The following is an 11,298-nucleotide window of genomic DNA, read 5'->3' on the forward strand; positions in this document are numbered from 1 at the left end:
AGCGCGGCCGGCATCTGCAGCTGTGGAATCTGCGCATTGGCTTCCTCGATGATGCGCAGGCTGGCTTCCGCCTTGCCCTTCACCACCTCATTCACTGCGAGCCCATAGAACGGATAAAGCTCCAACGTAAGGTTCCACAGCAGCATTGCCTTGTACTCTGGCGGCAGAACGATCTCATCGCTTAGATTTGAGAACTGCTGAAGCTGCTGCATCACAACGATATGTATCTCATACTGGTTATTGGGGATCGGCCAGATATAGAGATTAGCGAGCGGATTGCCAGCATCGTAGAAGGCGAATTGCGGGAAGGCGTTCAGGGTCTTAATGCTGATCCGGCTGTAGTCCTCGCGCGCGCGGAGGATCTCAAGCGGATAATCCACGGGCAGCGGGGTGGCTACGTTCTGCCGGAAGAATGCGAACTCGAGTTTGGACGGTCTGGGGATGTCGAAGTCACCGCCTGGTCCTACTGTGTATGACTGCTGGCCGGTGGCCTGCTTGGCCGACTCGATCAACTGGTACACATAGTAGCGACGGCGCTGCAACTGCGCCATCAACATGTTCAGAAGCTGGAAGCAATCATTGGTGTCCTCCGCCGAGGCAGTCTGGCCCACGCCAAGGACGTTAGCCATCTTCAGCGACATGTTTAGCAGGTCGCGGGGAGTCGTCGGCAGAGGACTGGACATGTTAGTGAGAGGTCCAGGCAGATCCGTTGCACAGCACTGGCACTGTCACCGCGCCGGCGCCAGTCAAGGATGCGTTGTAGGTGGACGACGTTGCATCAGTCACGACCAGCAGCAGGGCTTTCGAGGATGCATTGCACGTGGGTAGCGTGGCCACCGTGAACTGTGCGGGTTGCATCTGCACGCTCGCGCCGTTCTGGGTGCTCAGGGAACCAGCGCAGAACGGGAGCGCAGAGCCAACGCTATTGCCAGAGCCATCATAAAACGTGCTGCCCTGCTTGAAGTAGGTGCCACACTGGTTGGTGATGGTCTGGAATGCCGCTGTGGGCACGAATTGCGCTTGGGCGGCCATCGAGAAGCAGAAGCCGACGGCAAGCACGGCTAAGGAAAGAATCTTTTTCATGATGAGGCTCCTGTTTAGGATTTCGCTTCAGAAATCAGTTGTTTCAGCTTTTCCACGCCGGTGTTGGCATGCGGATCTAGCCCTAGTGCACGCGCTTGCTCGAGCAGTGCAGCCTTGTCGGCTTGCGCAGTGGCGTCGCCTTCTTGCTTAGGCTCTTTCGGGCCGATCACCACAGCTTCTTCCTCCGCGCTGTTGACGAGCAGCATCGAGCCATCGGCCAACGTCACCCATTTCGGGAACTCTTGAAACACATACTCGGAGGTGAATTCGCGGTTGTTGTGCATGACTGTTTTCCTTCGAAAACAGGGGCGTCCCCGTTAGAGACGCCCCAAATCCCACACATCGAGGAAGAGATGCCCGGGACGGAGCGCGTTACAGAACGTCGGCGACGGCGACAGCCCATTCCGGACGGATTGCAGCGAAGCCGTAGAGAATGTCCAGGCGCGTGATCAGGCTGTCCGACATCACGTCATATGCTTCGATCATCCGCATGGACACCCCGTCGAACATCGCGCGCGCGGACGACACCACGCCAGCAGTCGGCATTTCGAGGTCGGCAGTCGCCAGCGTGAAGGCCTCCGGATAGAAGGCCAGGTTCTGGCGGTACTGCGCGCTGGCAGGAAGCACGAGCGAGATCGGCGCGGTGTTACCCGGCGAAGCGGTCACGGTGTTGAACGCCGCGGGTGCGGGCACGATGGCCGGGTAGATCGGGATCGAAGTCGCGCCGCTGTTGACGTTCGCAGTCACCACGAACTGGCGCAGAACACCTTGCGTCTGGCCAGTCAGTCGATTGATCGCGTTCACCCCCTGGATGGTGATGATGTCGCCCTTGTTCAGGGTGCCAGTGATCGCATTGACCGTCAGGGTGTTGCCCGTCTGGCCAGCACCGGCGACCGTACCCGCAGTGAACGTGCCGTTGGTGTGGATTTGCACCGTCTGGTCGTCGTACCAGTCGAAGCCCAGCGTATCGCTGGTGATCATGCCAGTCTCGTACTGGTCGCTGATCTTCTTCTGAGGATTGAGCAGGCCCGCCAGCGTGGGGATCGTACGTGCCTCGGTCAGCATGTCGAGGATGATCGTGCGATCCATCCGCGGCGCGAGGTTGTTGGAGAGTTTCGCGCCTGCATCGAGCCACGTGCCCATGTCCGGCGAAACTAGGTTGCCGGAACCATCGACCTTGTACGACAGGTTCGCTGCAGCGTTGCCCACGGTGATCAGGTCGGCCGCCATCGTCGCAGCAAGGCGATTCACTGCCGGCGCCAGGATGCGCTCGCTGAAGTCATCGAGGCTCATCGTCTTCTCGGCGGTGCCGAAGGAAACGGGAACGTTCTTCTGACTGGCGACCGTGAGAGTCGTGTTCTGTTCGTTGGTACCCTGCGGCGTGATGGCCGGCCCGTTGTTCACGACATAATCGTTGGGCAGGCGGATGCGCAGGGTATTACCGATCTTGGCGCCCGTGAGGGCGAATTGGTCGTCGTATTGACGGTCGACACGACGCAGGAAGGCGTTCGTCTGCGTAAACAGACGCACGGCTTCGTTGGTGATCATGTTGATTGTGAGCAGGCTATTGGCCACGTTGGCACTCCAATCGAGAGACAGGGAACGAAGGAGCGGTGCTTGCGCATCCGCGACTTGTCTCTGCCCTGCGGAGACCAACTTGACGGGCCAATCCAGCGATTGACGGCTCGCTTATGCCTGGAAATCCATTAGCATGAGTCTAATCGCTCACAAAATTGAGGATTTGAGCAATTTCATGCCAAGTAACTGCAAAATAGTAGCTTTCTTGTGTGATGTCAATGTGGTGCGCTATACTTTTAATGCCTTCACGCATGCCGCTTGCTGGTGGCGCTCTCCCCGAGCACTGCGAAAAACTCGGTAAGCGGCATGACTTGAGGGAACGCGCAGGCTGATGCGCCTAAGTTCCAGGTAAATGCCGATCTGCCATTCGTCTAGGACGGCAATGCCGGAGATCAGCACCGGCCCCTCACTAACACTGGTGAAAGCCCGTGCGCTGGGAGTAAAAGCCGAGCAGCCTCCCCTCGGAATTGATACCTTTAGTAAGTATCGAGTGAGTTGCCCCTCTTTGGAGGGGCTTTTCATTTCTCAGCGCCGGCGACGCGCATTTTTGTTGCGCCAGGCGAACCATTCCGGCGTGCCCATCTTGGGCTCCGAACCACCACTACCGCCGCTCGAGCCGCCATCGACCCCCTCAACGGGAGGAGGGGCTTTCGAGACTTGCTTGGTCATTTCCTTGGCCGCGCGCCCAGCGAGCTTTGTCATCTCGATTCCCATTTGCATGGGCGAAAGACCCATCACGCGCATGGCCTCACCCAGATTCTCGGACTTGCCGAGCCATGTCACGAGCTTTTCTGGGTTCGGCACACTGGTAATGACCGACAGGAACTCAGGACCGCCAATGCCGGCCATCGTCAGGTTCTGCACCGACGTGTCATAGTCAGCGCCGAACTCCTTACGCGCTGCGGCATCAACCTCCGCAATGCGGCTGCTGGTCTGCTGCTCGGCCATGCGTTGCTGAATCATTTGCTCGGCATAGGTGCGCGCGAGCTGTTCGACATTCGGATGCTGCTGCGCTGGCACAACTTGGGGCGGTTCTGACCCATCACCGGGCTGTCCGGCCTGTAGTGCAGCCAGTTGCTGTTGCAGGCGCGCATTCTCAGCGGCGATCTGCTCAGCGCGTTGCTCTGCGGCTCGGCGAGCGGCCGCCAGTTCACCCATGCGCTTCGGCACCCATTCAGGCGGCTGTGCATTCTGGTTTGGCTGTTGCGTCTCTTGGGGCGCGCCATCGTTCGGTGCGGAAACCGTTTCAGTCGATGTCGTTTCTACTACTTGGTCCATGATTTTCCTCGATTGATGGGCAGTTTATTGTTGGGGTAATGGAGCTGCGGCTTGCGGTTGCGGGCTGGAATCGGTGACAGTAGGCAGCCCCATTGCATAGGCTGCTGCGGGATCGATCGTAGGGGGATTGACGTCTTCTCCCGGATTCGGGGCCGTGAGTACTTCCGTGCCAAGCTTTTCGGCGATGAGGCCGAGGATATTCGGATCGAGTGCACCCAAGATCGACTTGAGACGGTCCGTCTCGGCCTTGAATGCGGCAGTAATGGCCTCGCGTTCGTTCTCCATGCGCAGCGCCAGGTGATTAAGTGCCTCCATGTCCAGGCGCCGATTCTCGATGTCCAGCGCGCGGTCCTTCTCGGCCAATGCCTCCGATAGTTGCTTGACCATATCCGCCGCGGCTTGCAGCTGCTGCAACAATTGCTGTTCCTTCGGCGTGGGGCCATCTCCAACCACACCCGGGTTCGTGGCATTGATCCAGTTGCGCATGCGTTCGCGCAACTTGTCGGCAATCGGGAAGTCAGCCACCGCCATATACAGATCGCCAATGACTTGGGCCATCGCCGGATTGGCAACGATCAGATTCGTGAGCGCTTCAAAGGCTTCTTCGCGCTTGGTGTCATAGCTCGGGCCAGGATCCACTACCACCTCATAGCGGCCGACATTCGGGTTGAAGCTTGCATTGACACGATTCTCCTGCGCCACCTTCTCCATGCGGAGCGCTTCGGTCTGCTTCGGGTCGATGACCACAGTTTGCTGCTCGCCATCCTCGGCCATGATGCGCAGCACGCGCCGCGTGTCGTAGACCTTGGGTATCAGGTCGACCAGTTGAACACCAGTAAAGCGCAGCGCATCGTTCAGCGCATCCGGGAAATGGAATGTCACGCGCTCGCCCTGCTTCTGACGCTTCGTGATCGATACCCCGCTAATCTCGTTGCCCTGTTCGCTGAAAGTGGCCTCGTATTGGCCGCTGGACATCATCAACTCGCGCTCAGCCACCTGCATGCCCTCGAGATAGGCCGGAGAACTGTTCGGCGGCTGCTGCCGTTGCGGAGGCGGGATAGGATCGCCGTTTTCGTCCTTATGGTTGTATGGCAGATAAGCATGATTCTGCGTGTTCGCCGTGGCCCAATAATTCTCAAGCCCCTCGATGGCTTCGACGGGGGCTGTCCACGGCGATTTGCTCTGCAACGCACCATACTCCAGTGCTGCGGATGCGTTGTAGTTGTAGGCGCGCTGCGCATCCTTTTGATACCGGATGAGACCCTTGCGATCAAGACGTCCTTCGATGACGATTTCCTCGCCCGGCACGCGGATGATGGGGACATAGGCACCAGGCCAAATCCCCTTTTCTGCGATGGCGTTTCCGGCTATCACATAGAGGCGCACTGTCTTCTTGTCGACGCGGCGACGCATGACAACTTCCGGATCTTCCCGATGGGCCGCGGCATACAGTGCACGCTCGTTTGCCTCCATCTCGGACTCACGAACAAAGCGCATGCTTCCATCATCATTCGGAATGGCATAAAGCCATTCCTTGCGCGTCTCGACCTCGTAGTAGTTCGCCGTGCGGACCGTGTCTTTCATGATCCACGACTGCACGCCATTGTTATCGGCACCCATTGGAATCTTCACGCGCGGATATTTGTCCTCGAACTTGTCGCGCGGCATGTCTTCGTAGATGAAACCGAAGCGTGCATCGGAACCATCGAGGTTCTTGATGTGCGGATCCAGGTACACCGAAAGAGGATCGGGCACCTGCTTGATGCGGATTTCCTGATCGAAGCTATTGTCATCCGCATATTCGGTCACAAGGCGCCAATAGCCAATGCCTGCGCCTACCTGGAACTGTGCTGCGATCTTATAGGCAGTTGCCGCCTGCGATTTCACCTGGATATGGCGGATCACGGCACCATAGATCTGCGCCGACTCATAGGTCGCTTCGTCGCCAGTTGGCTTGACCGTAATCGCCGGCAGATTTTCCTTCATCTGATTGACCACATGCAGCCAATGCGTATGCACTTTGTTGATCGTCACCATCGGCAGTCCAGAGATCTGACGGCGTGCACGCACTGCCGCATCCCACTGTGCCTGATTGTCAGGATCTGCGTACAAGAACTCGACATCGTTCTTGAAGCGCTGGCGAGCGTCGCCTTCCCACTCTTGAGCCTCCTTGAAACGCCGATGGGCGCGCGCGATGATGTCTTCGTCTTTATCTGCCATGTTTAGCCCATCCATTGGCCATTGAAGCGGCCGGTTTGCAGTGCATGCGGCTGTCGCTTCGGTTTGGCAAGTTCATGTTTCTTAGGCTCACGAAGCGCGACGGCCATGTAGCCGAACGCATCCGCGGCATGGGATGCCCAATTGTGCAAAGGCTCATTGCTCAACTGCTTCGTCTCTTCATCTACGTCATATCGGTAGTTGCGCAGTGCTGTGACGCCTTCTTCCGTGCGCTTCTCATCGAAGTAGATGAGCGGGAACATCAAGCGTGCTGCCTGGATACGAGTATCAATTGATGTCTTGGGAACCGTGCGTACTTTGAACCCGGCATCGCGCAGTTGTTGCGCGACGGTACGTGCGGAAGCGAGCAGTTCATTATTCGCATCGTGCGGGAGCCAGCAATCCCCAAAGACGTAACGCTTAGCTTGCAGATCAGGTATGTACTCGCCGATATGCTTTCCCACGCCTTCCATGTAGTCGATGACGCGATACTCGAACGGGCCTAGCTGCGCGAACCAGATGGCCGTCTTGTCGGCGCGGCCCAAATCCCAAAAGAGATGCACGGGCTTGGATGGATCGTATGGCACGCGCATGATGCGATCAACCGCGTCACGCAGCTCGCGCGCATAGACAGCGCCCATGATTGGGGCTTCAAACGAGCACATGAACTCTTGATCGAATAGGGCATTGCCCATTGCCTCGCCGAAGTCACGCACATATTCGGCACGAAGCTTTACGAGTTGCTCGAGTGTGTATTGCCCTGTCTCATTGGCAGTTAGGATCTGCGCGAAGGCATCAGGATCGTCTTTGGCGCCCCTGAAGGTCGTATATGCATGGTTCTTGCCGCGCGGCGTGGTGATGAAGATCTGCCAGCCGTTGTTCTCAGCAATGATAGGTCGCAGGTATGCCTTTGCAGCAGGATTGGAAAGCGCCCACTCCGAATAGACAATGCCCACCGGAGGCGAGCCGACCATCGCATTGTAATTGTCCGATCCAAGAACCTGCCATGTCGAGCCATTGATGAACTCGATGTACATTTCCTGATCATTCTTTTTGCTGCGGATCTCGAGCGGGAAGGCTTCGTCAATACGCTTCTTGCCACTCCTCGGGTTGACCGCATTCCAGATCGCTTTGCGCGCCTGGGCCGCCATAGGCAGCATATGCCAGTAGCTGCCTATGCGTTCGAAAGAAGCGACAGCAGTGCGATGAAGTGCGACCTCATCCTTACCCGCACGTCGGCTCCAGATCAACTCAGCATGCTTCCCACCCTTTTCCAGGTAGTCCCAAGCAGGACGTTGGTAAGGACGCGGCTGCCATCCGTTAGGAAGCTGGATCGTCGCCATTGCTCGCTCCAAACTTCACAATCTGGATGGTGAGAGGCTGGCCACCCTCCCCCGTTACCTGAAGTGGCAATAGCTTCGGATAGATGCTTCCCCAGAAGATCCGCTCATTCGCTGGGTCTTCTTTGGCCCAAGCCACTAGACGGTCAGCACCTCCAAGTTCTTCTGCCGCTTGAGCGATAGCATCCTTCGCCGCCTTGGTGGTTTTGTTCAACGCACCTTTAGGGCGACCCTTGCCAGCAGCAGGAGGTTTGCGAGTGACAATTTTTGTCACTTCTTTAGTGCTCATCGCGTTACTTTAGCGATCCAGCAGAGTGCCGAAGCATGCGCACGCGCCACATGATTTCATTGCATGCCGCCTGTAGATACATGCGCTTCGCATCCTGTTCTTGGATTCGCGAGATTGCGCTGTCGCCCAACTTGCGGCGCAATTCCATCCGGCGCTTGGCTGTGTCTGCGAAGGTCATCAGTTATTCCCAATGAGCTTGTTGGTGAATCCGTAGTGGAACGAGATCCGCACCGATGCAGCAGTCAGCGCGACCGACAGCGAAGCAGCGATCGTCGTGCCCTTCTGCGACGAAGCCCAGAAAGCGCCTGGCGCACTTGTCTGGCGGATGACAGTGGGGATTGTTGGAGAGGCTGCCAATGCTGGGATATAAGCACGCAGCGTGGCGATGTTGCCGTCTACCGAGTCTGCGATGCTGATCAATTCCATTCCCGCGGCGCCGAGCGTTGCAATGGGATCAATCGTGATCTGAATTCCAGTGACGAAGACATACTTATCTGCGGGCACCACAAGCATGTTCTGTGGCGTCGTACCTGAGGCGGAGTTCAGCGTTACCGCGGCAAACTTCGTCGGGATGAACTGCCCTTCCAATTGCTGAGGCGTGCCGCCGTAGTCGGCAAGAGAGACAAGCGCAGTCATTTATTGAACCCCTTCAGCGTCTTGGCCAAGCGGGCGCGTTGCCCTTCCTTGCCCGGTTTCTTAGCGGCTGCATCCAGTTTCTTCGCGGGGATTTTCTCGCCCTTCTTGACGCCGAGTTCCTTGCGCAGACTGCCGGGTTTCTTCACCGCGTCCTGAATCCAGTGCTTGGCCATATCACGCCTCGATGTGTGATGAAGATTTCAGCGGCTAGTGCCGCCCATCTTCGGCGCCGGCACACCATTCAGCTTTACGGGCTCCGGCTTCGGACCCGGAGGCGCTGCGACCTTGCCGCCGGCAGGCTTGGTGCGCGCGGATTGGGCGCAGTTGACGGCGGCGCTCATGGAGCCACCTTTCAGATCACTTTTCGACATTTCATAGCTCCAATGAGTGAATCAGTGGCATAAATTGCCGTCTGTTCGATGTAGATGATAGTTTGGTTGCTCACAACTTGCAAATGTCGGCATCATCTGCTAACGCAATTCGATAGTTGTAGGCCAAAGGCTTCCGCCTGCCTTGACCCATTGGTCATATGCATCTTTTGGTGATATGCCGTAGGCGCGGTAAGACCATGCGCCGGAGATCGTGCATTCCCATGCGTACCAGTACGCGGGTTCCACTGGAAACATCAGCATGAATGTCGGATAAATCACGCGTCGGATGCGCGGCTTCTTAATTTTCGGCTGTGCCTCGCTCGTCTTCGAGAGACGCAGAAGCGAAGCGATAGCAGGCCAAATCATGTTTCCACCTCAAGCTTCTTTTGGAACCATCGACCTTGAATGCCACATGCTCCTACCAAATAAGCCTCAAACCAACTCCCATGACGGTGTGTAGAGGCAAATGTCCATCGTCTTATTGCTGAGCCAGTGACAGGGTCAACCCTACAGTTTTTTGGGGCATTGCAGAATGCAAATTCGTAGTTACCCGTGTCACTTCCCTCACAATGCTTACAATCCTTACATAGATTCATTGCCATCACTCCTCCCCCTCCCAAAGCTCCGCATCAAAGCGTGCGGCGACATAGTTGCAGATGAACGCAATTGCACTGGCGAGAGCGCAGCACACCGCGGCGATGATTAGGATGGTGGTCATGGCTTGTCCTTGTGGGCTTCGAGAAATTCCCTCGCTTCCTTCACCGTCAGCATGTCGCGAACGAAGCGGCGGTCGTCCTGCGGATAGCCTTGGTAGCGATAGCACACTTGTTCTTCGAGTTCTTCGACCAGGTCCTCCACGAGGGTGCGCCAGCCATCCGTAGCATCGGCAAGGGGTCGACGGTTCCAGGCAGCGATGGCTTCTGTCTCCTTGCTTGCGGCGAAGGCAATGAATAGTCCAGTGTTGTCACAACCCGATTCCTCGCCACATGAGATTCCGACGATTTCATCCAGCCGCTTCAGGGTCGGCCGAGCACCGCAAAACGGACACGGCTTCAGCTCTGCGCTCTCAGTCATGGATCACTCCCTTGCTTCGCGCGTAATCAGCCAATTTGACTGCCAGCTCTTGCTCATCCATACCAAGCGCTTCGGCGATAGCTCTTCTCGCTGCCGATGCTTGTGAGCGGCTAATCGTTGGCACTCGTATGCCAAGATGCTCATCGGAGTCATCCACACGCGATCGGATGAAGTCGCATGATTCGGTATATGGGTATCGGCTCATTCCCCCTCTCCCTTGGCGATTGCAGCGTCGATGTCGGTGTCCAGGCGCTCGCCACTGGGGCAGTCCGTGCCCAGCCGGACCAGGGAGTGATGGCCCGAAACTACGAAGAGCGTCGATTCGTTCCAGTTGCGCTCCCGCAGCCACCGGTACCGCTTTGCATCGCGTGCCAACTCCTCCAGCAGCACAGCGAACGACCCTTTGCTAACCTTCTCTCCGCACTCCTGACAGTATCCTTCAATGATTTCGCCGGGCTCCTCGCAGCGGCAATGCGATACCGCATCGCGCTTGTCCTCGCTGGGCTGCTCTGCAACGTGCTGCGGCAGTGGCGAGTGCTTCGGCTTTGCCGCCTGCTTGGCCCGGATTTGCTCGACCTTGGTCCAGATGCGGGCGAGTTCGGTCTCGCCGGCGGCGTGCATATCCAGACCCTGCGCGAGGCACAGCGCGGCCAGCGTCACCATTACACCGCCAACCTCCTGGTGCTTGTCACCCACGGGCCGGCCGTACACATAGTCGACGAGCTGGTGCGCTTCGCTTGCGGTCGCGCCGCATGCCTGCACCAGTTCCAAGGCCTCTTCGAGGAAGCGGTGATTGCGCTCTTCGGTGTCGGCCGCGATCTCGGCGCCGAAGCAGGCGAGCATCCACGGCTGGACGCGATCTTGGAAGGTGGTGTTGGGCTGCTCTGCGGCCAGGACCGCCTCGCCAGCAGGCGTCAGCGACCACATGGCGGGGGCGCGCTGGATGCGGGAAAGAAATCCAACGGTGGTCAGCGCGTCAAGCCAGTGTCGGCCAATATCGCAGCCCTCATCGTCTGCCGCGCACGCTTCAAACCGCTCCAGCTTCTCGCGGATCAGCGTCAGCGCCTTGACGCTCGGTTGCGGCGTGGCACGCGATAGCGCACGGGCCGGTTCGTTTTCCTTCCAGTAGCGATTTTCTTCGCGCTCTTGAATATCATCGTCCGTCAGCGCGGCAGGCGATGCGCTCGCCTCGTAGTCAGCCAGCTTGCCCACGCGGTTCTGCGCGGCGCGTAGCTTTGCCTCGTCGCCTTCGATGCCGGCATTCCAGCCCGCCAAGAACCCAGCGCGCCACTGGCGGTCTGCGGCCTGATCGGCGGCAGGCGATGCGCTCGGCGCAGGGGCAGCGAGACAGCGCGAGCACTTCCCGCATGCTGTTCCAAGCTCCGGCGCGCCTTTGCATACTGCCTGTTGCGCGCCGGCGCTCGGCTCGCTC

At 58.1% G+C, this 11,298-nt stretch carries 12 protein-coding genes and 1 pseudogene; all 13 read right to left on the reverse strand.

The window, feature by feature from the left end; all coding sequences use genetic code 11:
• A partial coding sequence (locus KF708C_RS33690) for a hypothetical protein (RefSeq protein WP_059416162.1) occupies positions 1-683 on the reverse strand: 683 nt, incomplete at its 3' end.
• 1 nt (position 684) lies between these two features.
• Complete coding sequence (locus KF708C_RS33695) at positions 685-1,083, reverse strand: hypothetical protein (protein WP_059416165.1); 399 nt, start codon at positions 1,081-1,083, stop codon at positions 685-687.
• A 14-nt stretch (positions 1,084-1,097) separates the two neighbouring features.
• Entirely contained in the window at positions 1,098-1,367 is a 270-nt protein-coding gene (locus KF708C_RS33700; RefSeq protein ID WP_059416166.1) for a hypothetical protein, read from the reverse strand.
• A gap of 88 nt (positions 1,368-1,455) precedes the next feature.
• Positions 1,456-2,658 carry a P22 phage major capsid protein family protein gene (locus tag KF708C_RS33705; RefSeq protein WP_059416169.1) on the reverse strand — a complete coding sequence of 401 codons (1,203 nt, stop codon included), beginning with the start codon at positions 2,656-2,658 and terminating at the stop codon, positions 1,456-1,458.
• A gap of 528 nt (positions 2,659-3,186) precedes the next feature.
• Positions 3,187-3,939: a hypothetical protein gene (locus KF708C_RS36250; RefSeq protein ID WP_156174061.1), complete on the reverse strand. Its 753-nt coding sequence runs from the start codon at positions 3,937-3,939 to the stop codon at positions 3,187-3,189.
• A gap of 24 nt (positions 3,940-3,963) precedes the next feature.
• Entirely contained in the window at positions 3,964-6,159 is a 2,196-nt protein-coding gene (locus KF708C_RS33715) for a portal protein (RefSeq protein WP_059416172.1), read from the reverse strand.
• A gap of 2 nt (positions 6,160-6,161) precedes the next feature.
• Positions 6,162-7,499 (reverse strand): hypothetical protein, encoded by a 1,338-nt coding sequence (locus tag KF708C_RS33720; RefSeq protein ID WP_156174062.1) that lies wholly within the window; start codon positions 7,497-7,499, stop codon positions 6,162-6,164.
• The gene (locus KF708C_RS36255; protein ID WP_156174063.1) at positions 7,477-7,785 is read right to left on the reverse strand and encodes a hypothetical protein; all 309 of its coding nucleotides are present in this window, start codon (positions 7,783-7,785) and stop codon (positions 7,477-7,479) included. The genes KF708C_RS33720 and KF708C_RS36255 overlap by 23 nt, the downstream gene beginning before the upstream one ends.
• A 4-nt stretch (positions 7,786-7,789) precedes the next feature.
• Positions 7,790-7,963 carry a hypothetical protein gene (locus tag KF708C_RS36260; RefSeq protein WP_156174064.1) on the reverse strand — a complete coding sequence of 58 codons (174 nt, stop codon included), beginning with the start codon at positions 7,961-7,963 and terminating at the stop codon, positions 7,790-7,792.
• Positions 7,963-8,421, reverse strand: coding sequence for a hypothetical protein (locus KF708C_RS33725; RefSeq protein ID WP_059416176.1), 459 nt, complete (start codon positions 8,419-8,421; stop codon positions 7,963-7,965). Before KF708C_RS33725 ends, KF708C_RS36260 begins: the two co-directional genes overlap by 1 nt.
• Positions 8,418-8,594 carry a hypothetical protein gene (locus KF708C_RS36265; protein WP_156174065.1) on the reverse strand — a complete coding sequence of 59 codons (177 nt, stop codon included), beginning with the start codon at positions 8,592-8,594 and terminating at the stop codon, positions 8,418-8,420. Before KF708C_RS36265 ends, KF708C_RS33725 begins: the two co-directional genes overlap by 4 nt.
• A 912-nt stretch (positions 8,595-9,506) precedes the next feature.
• Positions 9,507-9,866 carry a Lar family restriction alleviation protein gene (locus tag KF708C_RS35305; RefSeq protein ID WP_082080228.1) on the reverse strand — a complete coding sequence of 120 codons (360 nt, stop codon included), beginning with the start codon at positions 9,864-9,866 and terminating at the stop codon, positions 9,507-9,509.
• A 201-nt stretch (positions 9,867-10,067) separates the two neighbouring features.
• Positions 10,068-11,298 (reverse strand): annotated as a pseudogene (locus KF708C_RS36840) (hypothetical protein); the annotation flags it as partial.

Source organism: Cupriavidus basilensis (assembly GCF_000876015.1).
In the GTDB taxonomy this organism is placed as follows: domain Bacteria; phylum Pseudomonadota; class Gammaproteobacteria; order Burkholderiales; family Burkholderiaceae; genus Cupriavidus; species Cupriavidus basilensis_B.

What these genes read in the sequence shown, in the direction of transcription:
- KF708C_RS35305 (WP_082080228.1), bottom strand. Translation starts at nt 9,866, where the DNA reads ATGACTGAGAGCGCAGAGCTGAAGCCGTGTCCGTTTTGCGGTGCTCGG.
- KF708C_RS36265 (WP_156174065.1), bottom strand. Translation starts at nt 8,594, where the DNA reads ATGGCCAAGCACTGGATTCAGGACGCGGTGAAGAAACCCGGCAGTCTG.
- KF708C_RS33700 (WP_059416166.1), bottom strand. Translation starts at nt 1,367, where the DNA reads ATGCACAACAACCGCGAATTCACCTCCGAGTATGTGTTTCAAGAGTTC.
- KF708C_RS33715 (WP_059416172.1), bottom strand. Translation starts at nt 6,159, where the DNA reads ATGGCAGATAAAGACGAAGACATCATCGCGCGCGCCCATCGGCGTTTC.
- KF708C_RS36260 (WP_156174064.1), bottom strand. Translation starts at nt 7,963, where the DNA reads ATGACCTTCGCAGACACAGCCAAGCGCCGGATGGAATTGCGCCGCAAG.
- KF708C_RS36250 (WP_156174061.1), bottom strand. Translation starts at nt 3,939, where the DNA reads ATGGACCAAGTAGTAGAAACGACATCGACTGAAACGGTTTCCGCACCG.
- KF708C_RS36255 (WP_156174063.1), bottom strand. Translation starts at nt 7,785, where the DNA reads ATGAGCACTAAAGAAGTGACAAAAATTGTCACTCGCAAACCTCCTGCT.
- KF708C_RS33720 (WP_156174062.1), bottom strand. Translation starts at nt 7,499, where the DNA reads ATGGCGACGATCCAGCTTCCTAACGGATGGCAGCCGCGTCCTTACCAA.
- KF708C_RS33725 (WP_059416176.1), bottom strand. Translation starts at nt 8,421, where the DNA reads ATGACTGCGCTTGTCTCTCTTGCCGACTACGGCGGCACGCCTCAGCAA.
- KF708C_RS33695 (WP_059416165.1), bottom strand. Translation starts at nt 1,083, where the DNA reads ATGAAAAAGATTCTTTCCTTAGCCGTGCTTGCCGTCGGCTTCTGCTTC.